A 15,465-nucleotide genomic window follows, 5' to 3' on the forward strand; every position below is an offset into this window, starting at 1 on the left:
CTATATGCAAGAAACAATTAAATACTGGAGAGGGGTAGAGGAGTTAAACAACACTCCAGAATTCCAAAAGCACGCTCATGACGAGTTTCCTGAGTTTCTGCCAGTAAGTGAGGCCAGCGGCAGTGAAAAATCTGCTGATGTAGCACCACGTCGTGATTTCTTAAAACTATTAGGTTTTGGTATAGCAGCCACTACTTTGGCTTCTTGTGAGGCTCCGGTACGCAAGGCTATCCCTTATCTTAACAAGCCCGAAGAAGTAGAGCCTGGTATTGCCAACTGGTATGCCTCTACTTACTTTAATGGAGACATCTACAACTCCATCCTAGTGAAAACCCGTGAGGGCCGCCCAATCAAGATTGAAGGCAACACGCTTTCTCCAATCACCAGAGGTGGTACGCATGCCCGTTCACAGGCGTCTTTACTAAGCTTGTATGACAATGCCCGTCTGCAAGGCCCAACGGCAAAAGGAAAGGCAGCCACTTGGTCACAGGTAGACCAGGAGATTCGTACTCGCTTAACTGGTATTCAAGGCAAAGTGGTGTTGGTGTCCAACACTATCATCAGCCCGAGCACCAAAGCCGTTATCAGAGAGTTTGGAGCGCAGTTCCCTTCTTTTGAGCACGTAACCTATGATGCTAATTCTGCCTCTGCTTTATTAAAAGCAAATGGTGGCGTAGTGCCTGGTTATGATTTCAGCAAAGCCAAAGTCATTGTTTCTTTGGGTGCAGACTTCTTAGGGGCTTGGATTTCACCAATAGAGTACGCCAAACAATACATTGTTAACCGGAAGATTACGGCTGACAACCCTGTGATGTCTCGTCACTTCCAGTTTGAGACCAACCTTTCTTTGACAGGTGCCAACGCAGATGTGCGCGTGCCGGTTAAACCGTCTGAGTATGGTGCCGTGGCAGCAGCCCTGTACAATGCCGTAGCTGGCGGAGGAGCCATTCAGGCGCCAACCACGTCAGTAGCCAAGCAGATTGAGGTAGCTGCCAAAGAATTGCTAGCCAACAGAGGAGCCGCCTTGGTGGTATCTGACTCTAATGACGCGGCTGTTCAAACATTGGTAACTGCCATTAACAATACATTAGGCGCAAACGGTGCCACCATCAATACCAGCGCTCCGTCTTACGTGCGCCAAGGGGATGATGCCCGCATGCTGCGTCTGATCAATGACATGAACGCGGGTTCTGTAGGAGCTGTGATTTTCTACGGTGCCAACCCAGCATATGACCACCCTTTAAGCCAACAGGTAATTGCAGGTATTAAAAAAGTAGGTCTTAAAATCTCCTTTGCTGATAGAGCAGATGAAACAGCTATGTTAGCTGATTATATCTGCCCAGATAGCCACTACTTAGAGTCTTGGAATGACTTTGAGCCTAAGAGAGGCTTCTTAAGCTTAGCTCAACCGGCTATCTCACCAATTTTCAAAACCAGACAAGCCCAGGACTCCTTGTTGAAATGGTCAGGATCTACTTCTGATTATTACACTATGATTCAGCGTACATGGTCTGGTGTAGTAGGTGGTGGAGCAGGATGGGACAAGGCAGTACATGATGGAGTTGCCACTGGTTCTACAGGAGCCAATGAGCCGACCGCTAATGCTCCTATGACCATGGCCGCTGCTGCTGTTAGCATTAACAAAGCAAGCCGTGCCGCAGGTAAAAACGTGGAGTTAGCCATTTACGAGAAAGTAGCCATTGGGGCTGGTCAATTGGCCAACAACCCTTGGTTGCAGGAAATGTCTGACCCAACCACTAAAGCCACTTGGGACAACTACGTTACCATTTCTGCCGCCATGGCAAAAGAGTTGAACGTAGAGCAAAACGACGTCTTAAGAGTTACGGCCAAAGGCAAGTCTGTTGAGTTGCCAGCCTTAATTCAGCCAGGCCAAGCAAAAGGAACCGTAGGTATAGCTATTGGCTACGGCCGTACCCATGCCGGACAAGCTGCAAACAATGTAGGTGCTAACGTATACCCATTGGTATCTGTAGTAGACAACGGTTTGGTGTTTGCCAACACGGTAACCCTAGAAAAAGTAGGAGCAGACAAGCCAATTGCCCAAACCCAAACGCACCATACTGTCATGGGTCGTATTGTGGTGCAAGAGTCTACTCTTAAGCAATATCAGAAAGACCCTAAAGACGTAACAAAATACATTCGTATTGCCACGGCCGAGGGTCCTCAAAAACCACAGAATGTTTCCCTGTGGCAAGATTACGAGTACAAGGACCACCATTGGGGTATGGTCATTGACTTAAACTCTTGTATTGGTTGCGGTGCTTGTACTATTGGTTGCCAGGTAGAAAACAACGTGGCTGTGGTAGGCAAGCAGGAGGTGTTAAACCGCCGCGAAATGCACTGGATGCGCATTGATCGTTACTACAGCAGTGATGCTACCCGTGAGAACGGAGGCTTTACCGCTATGGAAGATCCGTCAGAGAATCCTACGGTGATCTTCCAGCCGATGATGTGTCAGCACTGTAACCACGCTCCATGTGAGACGGTTTGCCCGGTGGCTGCTACTATGCACAGCTCAGAAGGCTTGAACCAGATGGTGTACAACCGTTGCGTAGGTACTCGTTACTGCGCCAACAACTGTCCATACAAAGTGCGTCGTTTCAACTGGTTCAACTACGCCAACAATGACAAGTTCGATTATAACATGAATAACGACTTGGGCAAAATGGTGTTGAACCCAGATATCACCGTACGTTCACGCGGTGTGATGGAGAAATGCTCTTTCTGCGTACAGCGTATTCAAACTGGTAAATTGGAGGCTAAGAAAGAAGGTCGTCGTCCTAAGGATGGGGAAGTAGTATCTGCTTGTGCCCAGGCTTGTCCTACCAACGCCATTGTATTTGGTGATATGTTGGATCAAACCAGTGAAATATCAAAGATCTTGAACAGAGAGAAAGGGGAGCGTGCTTTCCATGTGTTGGAAGAGTTGAACACTCAACCAAACGTGACGTACCTCACCAAAATCAGAAACCTAGCTTAATTTAACTCAGAACGAAATATGCAGCACGTATCTCCGATAAGAGAGCCCTTAGTAACTGGGGGTAAAACTTATGCAGACATCACGGAGGACGTATGTCGGCAGGTGGAAGCCAAGCCGAACGTCCGTTGGATGATGGCCCTGGGGGTTTCTTTGGTTTTCCTGGGAATCTTTATCTACTCTGTATACCGGACGCTTTGGTTTGGTATTGGTGAGTGGGGATTAAATAAAACAGTTGGTTGGGCATGGGACATCACCAACTTTGTGTGGTGGGTTGGTATTGGTCACGCCGGTACCCTAATCTCTGCCATCTTGTTGTTGTTCCGCCAGAAATGGAGAACTTCTATCAACCGCGCCGCAGAAGCGATGACCATTTTCGCGGTTATTTGTGCGGCCATGTTCCCGGTATTGCACATGGGTCGTCCGTGGTTAGCCTATTGGGTGCTTCCTTTGCCAAACACATTTGGTTCTCTTTGGGTGAACTTTAACTCACCGCTTCTTTGGGACGTATTCGCGATCAGTACTTATTTCTCTGTATCCTTAGTATTCTGGTACATTGGCTTGATTCCTGACTTTGCTACCATCCGTGACAGAGCCAAAGGTCCAATTGCCCGCAGAGCTTATGCTTTGCTAAGCTTCAACTGGACAGGTTCTGCCAAGCACTGGTCCCGTTATGAGACTGTTTCTTTGATTTTGGCTGGTCTTGCAACACCACTGGTACTTTCGGTTCACACCATCGTATCCATGGACTTTGCAACCTCGGTTATCCCAGGTTGGCACACGACTATCTTCCCTCCATACTTTGTGGCAGGTGCGATCTTCTCTGGTTTCGCCATGGTATTGACCTTGATGATCATTACTCGCAAGGTGTTTAAACTAGAGGATTACATCACCCTAGAGCACGTAGAGTCCATGAACAAGGTAATCACCTTGACTGGATCAATCGTAGGGGTGGCCTATATTACAGAATTCTTCATTGCCTGGTACTCAGGCGTAGAATATGAGCAGTACGCATTCATTAACCGTGCTACGGGTCCTTACTGGTGGGCTTACTGGTCTATGATGACGTGTAACGTTATCACTCCTCAGTTATTCTGGTTCAGATCTATCCGTAGAAGCTTAACCGCCACGTTCATCATCTCCATCTTTGTGAACATTGGTATGTGGTTTGAGCGTTTTGTAATCATTGTAACTTCTCTTCACCGCGATTTCTTGCCATCTAGCTGGGTGATGTTCTCACCAACCAGCATTGATATAGGAGTTTATGTTGGAACCATGGGCTTGTTCTTTACCTTGTTCCTTCTATTTGCCAAGTTCTTCCCGGTTGTAAACATGGCCGAGGTGAAAGCAATCTTGAAATCGTCATCTGGGGTAAGCCATACGCATGACCCAAATGCCTCAATGCATGGTACAGCCCCTAACAACTCCCATAAACATGACTAGTAAGAAATTCATACTCGGTATTTTCGACGACGAGGATGTGCTGCTGAACGCCATCGAAAAGACGCGCGCGGCTGGCACTAAGATCTACGACGTATTCTCGCCATACCCAATTCACGGAATTGACGACGTGTTGGGGATTCAACGCTCCCGACTGCCAATTGTGGCTTTCTTCTGCGGACTTTGCGGAACATCGTTCGCCCTTTGGATGCAGATTTACATGTTAGGTTTTGACTGGCCAATGATTATTGGTGGTAAGCCACACATTTCCTTGCCTGCCTTCATTCCTGTTACCTTTGAGTTAACGGTACTTTTCGCGGCTTTTGGAATGGTGATCACCTTCTTTATCATCAGTGGATTGAAGCCTACGCTTAAAGTACCTGTGATGGATGTGCGTTCTACAGATGATAAATTTGTAATGGCCATTGAGTACAAAGAAGGTACTACTAACATGCAACAACTGAACGATCTTCTTCGCTCTAACGGAGCTATAGAAGTTAACGAGAAGGAGGTAGTTAAATAATGAACAATTTCTTTAGAACAGGAGCAAAGGCCTCCGTGATTCTTTTCTCGTCCATCTCCTTACTTTCTTGTGGCACAGATGCTACAGATCCAGGACTGGAGTATGCCCCTGACATGTACAACCCTGTGGCGTATGAGCCCTTGAAGCAGTTGGATGGCAATTACAATGCATTTAACCCAGGCGGTGGTAACTTAAGAGTTCCAGCTGCCAATACCATTGCAAGAGGGAAACTGGACTTCTATAACCGTTTATCTAAGGATAGCGCAGAGGTAGCAGGCAAAGAGTTGAAAAACCCTTTGGCAGCCACACCTAAGAACTTGGTTGAAGGAAAAGTTCTTTACTCAAGGTTCTGTGCGCCATGTCATGGTGAGACGGGTGCTGGAGACGGATTAGTAGGTGCCAAGTTTAAAGGTGTTCCTAACTACACCCAAGGGCGTTATGCTACCTTACCAGTTGGTCATATTTACCATGTGATTGTGAATGGTCGTGGACGTATGATGCCGCATGGTACACAGGTGAATCCACAAGAGCGTTGGAAGATAGCCATGTATGTGCAACAGTTACAAAAAGGAATCACTGAAGTAGAAGGAGCCGCAACGGAATCAACGGATGTAGCCTCTCAATCTGCAGATGCTCCAGCTGGCGCAAGTACAACAGACAACACTAATCCGGTAACAGGTGCAACTGCGGATTCTGCAAAGAATACCCGTAATTAACCTTAAGGTATTTTCAAATGATAACTGAAGAAAGACTTAGTATTTCTAAAAGAACCAATAATCGGTTCCTCTTCATGATTGCCATTGGGTTAGTATTACTAATCATTGGTTTAATCATCAATGCTACCTCAGGTGGCCACGGAGGTGAGCATGGAGAGGCGGCTGGAGCTGCTAGCCATGGTTCCACGTGGGTAAACCGTTTGTTGGCAAACTTATGGCTGAACAACGTGTACCTAAGCGGTATTGCAGTGGTAGGCGTCTTCTTTGTAGCGGTTCAGTATGTAGCCTATGCAGGCTGGTCAGTTCTAATAAAGAGAGTATTCATCTCCCTGGGTAATTACTTGCCAGTAGGAGGGGTTATTATGTTGGTATTGTTTTTGGGACCTATCTTGTTTACAGGACATAACCCAATCTTTCACTGGACAGATCACACCTTGGTTGAGGTAGGGCATGAGAATTATGATCCTATCATCGCCGGGAAAAGTGGATTCCTGAATGTGACCTTTTATACCATCCGTATGGTATTGTTCTTCGGGCTTTGGATCTTGTTTTTTAACTGGTTGAGAAAGCAGTTTGAAGCCGAAGACTTGAATGGAGGACTAGACCATTACAACAAAAGCATTCGCCTATCAGCCACGTTCCTAGTAATCTTTGGCGTAACGTCTTCGGTAGCTGCCTGGGACTGGGTAATGTCTATTGACTCTCACTGGTTTAGCACCTTGTTTGGTTGGTATGTATTTGCCAGCTGGTTTGTATCTGGATTAGCCGCTATTACCTTAACTGTTATACTGTTAAAGCAAAACGGTTATTTGAAAATGGTGAACTCTAACCACCTGCATGATTTAGGTAAGTTCATCTTTGGTTTCAGTATTTTCTGGACCTACACTTGGTTCTCACAGTTCATGTTATACTGGTATGCAAACCTACCTGAAGAAGCAGTTTACTTTATGGAGCGCTTGGGTGGTTATGACAATCATTATACTTGGATAGTTTTCTTTAACCTTTTCATCAACTTTGTGTTCCCTTTCTTGTTTTTAATGACGAGAGATGCAAAGCGCCAGATGTTAATGTTGAAAATAGCCTGTATTGCGGTACTGATTGGTCACTGGTTTGACTTCTATTTAATGGTCATGCCTGGAACAATGCGTGGTGACAGTGGCTTTGGATTAATAGAGATTGGTGCAGCCTTAACATTCTTAGGAATCTTCTTAGTAATGTTTACCAAAGGTTTATCTAAACTTTCCTTAGTTCCTGTGAACCACCCGTTCTTAGAGGAAAGTGTTCACCATCACGTTTAAGACTTCATTTTAAAGAAACAGATAATGATTACGTTTATTGTAGCACTATCCATCCTCCTTTTACTAGTCATTCTGTACCTTCTATTTAGAATCCAGATCTTGGCTTCTATTTTTAAAGGAAGCTACCGTCAGGATATAGGTAAGAGTAATAAAGTCAACGCAACACTGTTGCTGTTGTTCATGGTAGTAATGGGTGGCCTTTTCATTTGGTCTTTCTTAGACGCCAAGGATGACATGATGGTGCCAAATGCATCTGTTCATGGTGTGGACATTGATCAAATGTTCTGGACTACCATGGTTGTGATTGGAATTGTGTTTGTCATCACTCACATCTTGTTATTTGTCTATTCTTACAAATACCAACACAAAGAAGGAAAGCGCGCCTTCTACTACCCACACAATAACAAGGTAGAGATCATATGGACGGTGATACCGGCTATTGTTATGGCACTATTGGTATTCTCTGGTTGGAAAACGTGGGCTAAGATTACCAGTCCAGCTCCTACTGAGTCTGTCGTATTAGAAATCATGGGTAAGCAGTTTAACTGGATGGTTCGCTATCCAGGCGCCGACAATAAGTTAGGTGTTACCAAAACTTCTTTGATTGATGCTACCAACGAGTTTGGTATAGACTTCACAGATAAGAACGCCATGGATGACTTTATGCCACGTGAAATCCACGTACCTAAAGGCACTCCGGTTCTATTGAAGATTAGAGCTAGAGACGTTATCCATAGTGTTTTCCTTCCTCACTTCAGAGTGAAAATGGATGCCGTACCTGGTATGCCAACTTCTTTCTGGTTCATTCCAACTAAGACTACGTCTGAAATGCAGTCTGAAACCGGTAATCCTGAATTCAAATATGAATTGGCATGTACCGAGGTTTGTGGTAGAGGACACTTTGCCATGAAGTTTACCCTAGTAGTAGATGAGCCAGAAGATTACCAGAAATGGTTGAAAGAGCAGAAGGCATTTGTGAAGGAAAATCCAGGTGTACTTGCCAATGGTGGTAATGAGGCTGGTGTAGCTTCAACTGCTCCAGTAGCAAGCAACTAGTGCTTCTGATTAGAAAGAACAGTAAATAATCTCTTAACAGTATTGTATGTCTAGTACGGATATTTCATTACATAACGATGTGCACTTGGAGCACGATGAGCATGATCATCATGATCAAAGTTTCATTGAGAAGTACATCTTCAGCCAAGATCACAAAGTAATTGCCAAACAATTCCTATTTGCGGGTATTTTCTGGGCCATTATTGGGGGAACACTATCGAGTCTTTTCAGGCTTCAGTTGGGTTTCCCAGATGCTACCTTTACCTTTCTTGAGCCTTTATTAGGCAAATGGGTTGAGGGTGGTAAGCTAAACCCTGAGTTTTACCTGGCCTTGGTAACCATGCACGGTACCATCATGGTATTCTTTGTATTAACGGCTGGATTGAGCGGTACCTTTAGTAACTTCTTGATTCCGTTGCAAATTGGAGCGCGTGATATGGCCTCTGGTTTCATGAACATGTTATCATTCTGGTTCTTCTTTATTTCCAGCGTAATCATGTTCTATTCTCTATTCTTAGAGACGGGTCCTGCAGGTGGTGGTTGGACGGTGTATCCTCCTTTGAGCGCCTTGCCGCAGGCTATTTCCGGTTCTGGTACAGGTATGACCATGTGGCTGATTAGTATGGCCTTGTTCATTGTATCTCAGTTGTTGGGTGGTGTAAACTATATCACAACCGTAATTAACTTGAGAACCCGCGGCTTGTCTATGTCTAAATTGCCATTGACAATTTGGGCCTTCTTCTTGACAGCAGTATTGGGGCTATTGGCATTCCCGGTTCTATTCTCTGCGGCCTTGTTATTGATTTTTGACCGTAGCTTTGGTACCAGTTTCTTCTTATCAGACATCTATGTTGCTGGTGAGGCTTTGTCTCATACAGGTGGTAGCCCAGTTCTGTTCCAGCACTTGTTCTGGTTTTTGGGTCACCCAGAAGTGTACATTGTAATTCTTCCAACCTTCGGTATTGTTTCTGAAGTAATAGCCACTTGCGCTCGTAAGCCTATCTTTGGTTACCGTGCTATGATTGGTTCTATGTTGGGGATTGCATTGCTATCCTTTATTGTATGGGCTCACCATATGTTCGTTTCAGGTATGAACCCGTTTTTAGGATCTGTGTTCATGTTTTTAACTCTAATCATTGCTGTACCTTCAGCAGTGAAAGTGTTTAACTGGATTGCCACGCTTTGGAGAGGTAACATCAACTTCACGCCTGCTATGTTATTCTCTGTGGCATTCGTGTCACTATTTATTTCTGGTGGTGTGACGGGTATCATCTTAGGTAACTCTGCGCTAGACATTCAATTACACGACACTTACTTTGTAGTTGCCCACTTTCACTTGGTAATGGGTAGCGCTGCCTTCTTTGGGATGTTTGCTGGTGTATACCACTGGTTCCCTAAGATGTTTGGTAGAATGATGGATGAGAAACTAGGTTACATTCACTTCTGGATCACATTTGCAGGTGTGTATCTAATCTTCATGCCTATGCACTACATTGGTATTGCTGGTTTCCCTAGAAGATATTACACTTGGACTGGCTTTGATACCTTTAGCACGTTCATGAACTTGAACACCTTCATTACGGTAGCAGCTGTTCTTGCTTTCTTTGCACAGTTGTTCTTCTTGTTCAACTTCTTCTATAGCATCTTTAGAGGCAGACGTGCCACAGAAAACCCTTGGAAGTCTAACACTTTGGAGTGGACAACCCCAGTAAATCCAGGTCACGGTAACTGGCCAGGTGCTTTGCCTGTGGTGTACAGATGGCCATATGATTATAGCAAGCCTGGCGCTCCAGAGGACTTTATTCCACAGAACGTTCCATTCTCTCAAACGCAGTCATCTAATTTGCCGCACGAGAGAGACTTTGAGTAGCAAACATGATTAAATCTTTTAGTAGTAAAAGGTTTAGAAATATAGGAGTACTTACCATTGCTTCTGTTTATTTTTTAATCTTAGTAGGGGGGATCGTCCGGAGCACGGGGTCCGGGATGGGATGTCCAGACTGGCCGAAGTGTTTTGGAATGTGGGTCCCCCCCACTACGTTAGAAGAGTTACCAGATAATTATCTGGAAGTGTACCAAGCGAAGCGTATTGCCAAAAATAAACGCATTGGCAGTATGTTAGAGTCTTTAGGATTCACTCAAGTGGCCAAGGATATCTTTGATCACCCTAGCCAGTATATTGAAACGGCTTTCAATCCTACTAAGACTTGGATTGAATACATCAACCGGTTGGTGGGAGTCACCATTGGGATTCTGATTTTCCTAACGGTTGTTTTTGCCTGGCCATATAAAAAGAATGACCCCAAAATTTTCTGGGCAGCAGTAGCTTCTTTTCTACTAGTTGGTTTTCAAGGCTGGTTGGGTTCTTTGGTAGTGTCTACCAATCTTTTGCCAGAAATGGTAACAGTACACATGGCACTATCATTGGTCTTAGTGGCTTTACTCATTTACAGTGTTGTTAGGGCAAAGAGAGAACAGATTTATCAAGAACCCGTAACGCCGCAGGCGTGGGTACTGCCGCTTTTGTGGATAGGTTTACTACTTACATTTGTACAAATTATTTTGGGTACTCAGGTAAGAGAAGAAGTAGATGTGATTGCCTATAATATGGATGGCCTAGGAAGAGAAGGATGGATAGGTCAATTGGGTAGCTCCTTTTATGTGCATCGTTCCCTATCTATCTTATTTGTTCTTCTAAACATCGCTCTTGCCTATAAGGTAAAGGAATTAGGTAACCGGTCCTTGACTAAATTAGTTAATTGGGTATTAATCACCATTGGTTTAGAGATTCTGGTTGGAATTGTGTTGGCTTATTTTGCTTTGCCTGCTTTTGCACAGCCCCTCCATTTAGTGATTGGCACCGCAATATTTGGATTACAGTTTTTACTTCTGATGCAGTATTTTTACGCTCAGAAATCTTTTAAACGCTTTACCGGTACAGTGGCTTAAATACTACTATGTTCGTACAAGACGCAACATCCAGTGCCCCGGCTTCATCGGTTATGACAAAGGCAACCGCATATTTTCAGCTTCTTAAATTCAGGCTATCCTTTACGGTATCTTTTTCTAGTGCTATTGGTTTTATTTTAGGAAACCCCTCTGCACCCTGGACGGATACTTTGATGGTGATGCTAGGAGGCTTATTGGTGACAGGTGCCGCCAACATCATAAACCAAATTCTTGAAAAGGATTTGGATAAATTGATGAAGCGCACCGCTAAGCGTCCTTTGCCTACTGGCATCTTGAGTGTGAAGGAAGCTGTAGTATACTGTGTTCTATTGTGCATTGCTGGTACTTGCTTGCTGGGATTTTATTTTAATTGGTTAGCGGCGGCTTTGTCCTTTTTGTCATTGCTCTTATATGGTTTCTTCTACACGCCTTTAAAACAAATTTCTCCTATCTCTGTGTTTGTAGGAGCCTTTCCAGGCGCATTCCCGCCTTTGATTGGTTGGGTAGCTGCTACAGGGTATATGGGAATAGAAGGGTGGATTTTATTTGGTATACAGTTCATTTGGCAATTCCCTCATTTTTGGGCCATTGCCTGGGTATTGGATGATGACTACAAAAAGGCTGGTTTTAAGATGCTTCCTATGGCAGGAGGCAAGAATCTAAAGACGGCCTTTCATATCATGACCTATACCTTGTTGTTGATTCCTCTAAGTCTTTTGCCATTGCAATTTGGGATGGCAGGTAAGACTTCTGCGTTTATTGCGGTGGTGTGCGGGGTGTTGTTTTTAATGCAGACGTTTTATTTGATGCATACTTGTTCTAAGCGAGCTGCTATGAACATTATGTTTGGTTCTTTCTTATACTTGCCTATTGTACAGATAGCGTTTGTAGTGGATAGACTTTGATTTATTAGAAATGGATATACATACAGAAGTAGCAACTGAGCAAAGACGCGTAAACCCTTTAAAGTTTATGCTGGTTTTGCTTTTGGTAAGCATCATTATGATGTTTGCCGCCTTCACAAGTGCCTACATTGTGCGCCGTGAGGAAGGGAACTGGTTAGAGTTTGACTTACCTTCCGTACTCCTGGTAAATACAATCGTAATTATCCTGAGTAGTATCTTCATGCAGTGGGCGTATGTGTCGGCCAAGCGTGATAACTTGAATAGCGTTAAGCTTGGATTGGTCCTTACTATTGTGGCGGGTTGTGCTTTCCTGGTAGGTCAATGGGAGGGATGGGGACAGCTAGTGCAGGATAAAGTCTTCTTTGGAGGCAGCACGGCTAACCCTTCAGGCTCTTTCTTGTACGTCTTGACCGGTGTTCACGCATTTCACTTGATTACAGGCTTAGTTTTTCTAATTATTGTAGTAATTTCGGCGCTTAAGTATAAAGTACACTCCAAGAACCTGACACGGATTGAGCTGTGCACCATATACTGGCACTTTTTAGGCGCCCTTTGGATCTACTTATACGTATTCTTAATCTTGAACCATTAATTATTCTCTAACACATATGTCGCAAACTACTACATTTGAGCAGCCTAACACCGGCACTTGGGATGGAGGGAACGAGCCTTTTAAGGCAAGTTATGGCAAATTGATGATGTGGTTTTTCCTGTTGTCAGATGCCTTTACCTTTGCTGCTTTCTTGACTACCTATGGATTAAGCCGTCATCGTCACCAAGCCTATGAGGGCACCTCTGAGGCGTTTACCTTCTCTACAGAATGGTGGCCAATCCCTGACAAGGTTTTCAATGCTTTTCCTTTCTTCCATGGCGTAGACTGGCCGTTGGCGTTTGTGGCATTAATGACCATGATTTTGATCTTGAGCTCTGTGACCATGGTTCTAGCCGTAGAGGCCGGTCATAGAATGGACAAGAACGATGTACAGAAATGGCTGATGTGGACCATCTTGTTTGGTTCAATGTTCTTGGGTTGCCAGGCTTGGGAGTGGTCTCACTTTATTGCCGGTACAGAAGAAGGCATGAAATTAGCGGATGGTTCTGTTATACATGGGGCTAACCTGATTGTGAACCAGTACGGACCGCCCTTGTTTGCAGACCTGTTCTTCTTTATCACAGGTTTCCACGGTGGTCACGTTTTGAGTGGCGTAGTTCTATTGCTCATGATTTTCATCAATACGGTGAATGGCGTGTACCAGAGAAGAGGTCACTATGAGATGGTAGAAAAAGTAGGTCTTTACTGGCACTTTGTAGACTTAGTGTGGGTATTCGTGTTTACCTTCTTCTACCTGGTTTAATTGTTTGACTTGTATTTATAAAAAGATATGGCTTCGCATTCACACCACAACGAGTTTGAGCAGACAGGCGAGATTCCTAAGGCGCAGACGGCAGTTATCTGGAAGACCTTTTTCATCCTTTGCGGTCTTACCGCGGTAGAGTTCGCTTTTGCGTTCATGATGGATCCGGGCACCCTGCGTAACTCCATCTTCATCATTCTTACTATCTTTAAGGCGTTTTACATTGTAGGAGAGTTCATGCACTTGAAGCATGAGACCAAAGGTCTTATCTGGGCTGTTTTGGTACCTACCGTCCTATTGATCTGGTTATTGATTGCCTTACTGGTAGAGGGCACTTTCTACGGAGAGTCTGTCTTCAATTACTTTAAATAAATGAGTCCAAAAAAGACCCTGGTATTGGGTACGTTACTTTTAGTACCCGTACTAGTGTTTTTGTTTCTTAAAACGTTCGGAGTGAATACTTTTTCACTCCGAACTTATTTTCCAGCCAAGGTTACTACCACCACGGTAGATGGATTGGCCAAGACAGATACCGTCTTTCAAAAGGTCCCGGATTTTCAACTCACCTCACAGACCGGGGCTTCCTTCTCTCATAAAAACCTTCAGGGTAAAATTTACGTGGCGCACTTCTTTGATGCTTCCTGCCAAGGAAGTTGCAAACAAGTGAGTACGCAGCTATCTAGAGTCCAAGATGCGTTTTATGCCTACCCAGAGGTAATGATAGTCTCCTTTTCCCTTAATCCTGCCCAAGATCACCTTGGTGTTCTACAGGGCTATGCCAAAAGCTTTAAGGCCAATCCAGCCCATTGGGTATTTTTGATGGGTCCTAAAGCGCAGATAGATTCCATAGCGGCTTTGGGTAGTACCGCCTCAGTAAACAATTCAAAAGAAAAAAACCATGATGAACTCTGGTTGGTTGATATGGAAGGGCATGTGCGTGGCGTTTATGAAGGGAACAAAGCCGATGAGGTGGATAGACTAATTACAGAGATCAACGTGCTATTAAACGAGAAGAAGCAATAGAAATGGAAAATACCTCTTTAGCCAAGAATGACACCAAGTACTTAATCTTAATCGCTATTCTTTCTATAGTGGTGCCGGTATTGGTGTCTGTGTTGTTGTTTGTTCCGCAGACGGGCAAACTGGGAGATATTGATTTGTACTTCTTGCCAAAGCTGCATGCGGTCATCAATTCTCTTACTGCTATAGCGTTGGTGGTGGGTTATTACTTTATTAAGAAAGGGAACAGACGCAACCATAGATTTGCCATGACTACGGCCTTTGTGCTGTCTATCATGTTTCTGGTTTCGTATGTCCTGTACCACTACCAGGTGGCACCTACTTCTTTTGGAGGTGATGGTACCGCTAAATCCATTTACTATTTCATTTTACTAACGCATATTGTATTAGCGGCAGTCATTGTGCCATTGGTATTGTTGTCTGTTTACTTTGCTATTTCTAAACAGTATCAAAAGCACAAGAAAGTGTCTAGATGGACCTTTCCGTTGTGGTTATATGTCTCTATTACGGGAGTGTTGGTGTACATCATGATCGCCCCATATTATCCTCAGTAGGAATAAGGTCTATAAGGAACATAGTCATGAATAGAAGATTTTTGATTTGGAGTGTTGGACTGGGACTGGTCATCATGTTTCTTTTTTCTGGAAAACCTATCCAGGCCCAGTGTGCCATGTGTCGTGCTTCGGTAGAGTCCTCTAACGGGGAAGACCAAGACACTATTGCCAACGGATTGAACAAGGGGATTCTGTACCTTATGGCGGTACCTTATATTTTGGCGGGTGGCATTGGCTTTTTCTGGTATAAATACTCCCGCAGGAAGTAATGGCCTTAGAGCACTTAGGGGCGGCACTCGCCATGAAGTGCCCGCAATGCCATCAAGGTGCACTGTTCACCCATGCAGCCTATAACCTGAGCAAGTTTGATCAGATGCCTGAACATTGTGCCGTTTGTGGACTGCGCTTTGAGCGGGAGTTGGGTTTCTACTGGGGCGCCATGTACATGAGTTATGGCCTTTCCGTAGGAATAGTGGTCGCGCTGGGCTTGTTTCTTTATCATGTATTGCATGATCCGCCCACGTGGGTCTATCTAACGGCAGTAGCCTCCATTATTATAATATGTACGCCTGTCCTCTTCAGGTACGGGAGAGTCATGATGCTGTACTGGTTTGGGAGCGTCTCTTTTGACCCTAAGTACAGAACCTAAGG

General features: G+C 44.4%; 16 protein-coding genes. All 16 read left to right on the forward strand.

What is annotated here, in order from left to right; translation table 11 throughout:
• Positions 1–4 precede the first annotated feature (4 nt).
• Positions 5–3,001 carry a TAT-variant-translocated molybdopterin oxidoreductase gene (locus tag ABD880_RS18710; protein WP_345169644.1) on the forward strand — a complete coding sequence of 999 codons (2,997 nt, stop codon included), beginning with the start codon at positions 5–7 and terminating at the stop codon, positions 2,999–3,001.
• Between the two features lie 18 nt (positions 3,002–3,019).
• Positions 3,020–4,441, forward strand: coding sequence for an NrfD/PsrC family molybdoenzyme membrane anchor subunit (nrfD, locus tag ABD880_RS18715; RefSeq protein WP_345169647.1), 1,422 nt, complete (start codon positions 3,020–3,022; stop codon positions 4,439–4,441).
• Positions 4,434–4,961 carry a DUF3341 domain-containing protein gene (locus tag ABD880_RS18720; protein ID WP_345169649.1) on the forward strand — a complete coding sequence of 176 codons (528 nt, stop codon included), beginning with the start codon at positions 4,434–4,436 and terminating at the stop codon, positions 4,959–4,961. Before nrfD ends, ABD880_RS18720 begins: the two co-directional genes overlap by 8 nt.
• Positions 4,961–5,677: a c-type cytochrome gene (locus ABD880_RS18725; protein WP_345169652.1), complete on the forward strand. Its 717-nt coding sequence runs from the start codon at positions 4,961–4,963 to the stop codon at positions 5,675–5,677. Before ABD880_RS18720 ends, ABD880_RS18725 begins: the two co-directional genes overlap by 1 nt.
• 17 nt (positions 5,678–5,694) lie before the next feature.
• The gene (locus ABD880_RS18730) at positions 5,695–6,975 is read left to right on the forward strand and encodes a quinol:cytochrome C oxidoreductase (protein WP_345169654.1); all 1,281 of its coding nucleotides are present in this window, start codon (positions 5,695–5,697) and stop codon (positions 6,973–6,975) included.
• Positions 6,976–6,999: 24 nt separating this feature from the next.
• The gene (locus tag ABD880_RS18735; RefSeq protein WP_345169656.1) at positions 7,000–8,031 is read left to right on the forward strand and encodes a cytochrome c oxidase subunit II; all 1,032 of its coding nucleotides are present in this window, start codon (positions 7,000–7,002) and stop codon (positions 8,029–8,031) included.
• Positions 8,032–8,077: 46 nt separating this feature from the next.
• Entirely contained in the window at positions 8,078–9,901 is a 1,824-nt protein-coding gene (locus tag ABD880_RS18740) for a cytochrome c oxidase subunit I (protein WP_345169659.1), read from the forward strand.
• Positions 9,902–9,906: 5 nt separating this feature from the next.
• On the forward strand, positions 9,907–10,980 hold the full coding sequence (locus ABD880_RS18745; protein ID WP_345169661.1) for a COX15/CtaA family protein: 1,074 nt from the start codon (positions 9,907–9,909) through the stop codon (positions 10,978–10,980).
• 8 nt (positions 10,981–10,988) lie between these two features.
• Positions 10,989–11,885: a heme o synthase gene (cyoE, locus tag ABD880_RS18750; RefSeq protein ID WP_345169664.1), complete on the forward strand. Its 897-nt coding sequence runs from the start codon at positions 10,989–10,991 to the stop codon at positions 11,883–11,885.
• Positions 11,886–11,952: 67 nt separating this feature from the next.
• Positions 11,953–12,477, forward strand: coding sequence for a cytochrome c oxidase subunit 3 (locus tag ABD880_RS18755; RefSeq protein ID WP_345169667.1), 525 nt, complete (start codon positions 11,953–11,955; stop codon positions 12,475–12,477).
• A gap of 16 nt (positions 12,478–12,493) precedes the next feature.
• The gene (locus ABD880_RS18760; RefSeq protein ID WP_345169669.1) at positions 12,494–13,240 is read left to right on the forward strand and encodes a cytochrome c oxidase subunit 3; all 747 of its coding nucleotides are present in this window, start codon (positions 12,494–12,496) and stop codon (positions 13,238–13,240) included.
• A 27-nt stretch (positions 13,241–13,267) separates the two neighbouring features.
• Complete coding sequence (locus ABD880_RS18765; protein ID WP_345169672.1) at positions 13,268–13,612, forward strand: cytochrome C oxidase subunit IV family protein; 345 nt, start codon at positions 13,268–13,270, stop codon at positions 13,610–13,612.
• A 24-nt stretch (positions 13,613–13,636) separates the two neighbouring features.
• Entirely contained in the window at positions 13,637–14,263 is a 627-nt protein-coding gene (locus tag ABD880_RS18770) for an SCO family protein (protein ID WP_345169674.1), read from the forward strand.
• A 2-nt stretch (positions 14,264–14,265) separates the two neighbouring features.
• Complete coding sequence (locus tag ABD880_RS18775) at positions 14,266–14,814, forward strand: DUF420 domain-containing protein (protein WP_345169676.1); 549 nt, start codon at positions 14,266–14,268, stop codon at positions 14,812–14,814.
• Between the two features lie 26 nt (positions 14,815–14,840).
• On the forward strand, positions 14,841–15,083 hold the full coding sequence (locus tag ABD880_RS18780; RefSeq protein ID WP_345169678.1) for a hypothetical protein: 243 nt from the start codon (positions 14,841–14,843) through the stop codon (positions 15,081–15,083).
• Positions 15,083–15,463, forward strand: a complete 381-nt coding sequence (locus ABD880_RS18785) for a DUF983 domain-containing protein (protein ID WP_345169681.1) — start codon at positions 15,083–15,085, stop codon at positions 15,461–15,463. The genes ABD880_RS18780 and ABD880_RS18785 overlap by 1 nt, the downstream gene beginning before the upstream one ends.
• The last annotated feature ends 2 nt before the right edge of the window (positions 15,464–15,465 follow it).

It is taken from the genome of Nibribacter koreensis (assembly GCF_039541795.1).
Classification (GTDB): Bacteria; Bacteroidota; Bacteroidia; order Cytophagales; family Hymenobacteraceae; genus Nibribacter; species Nibribacter koreensis.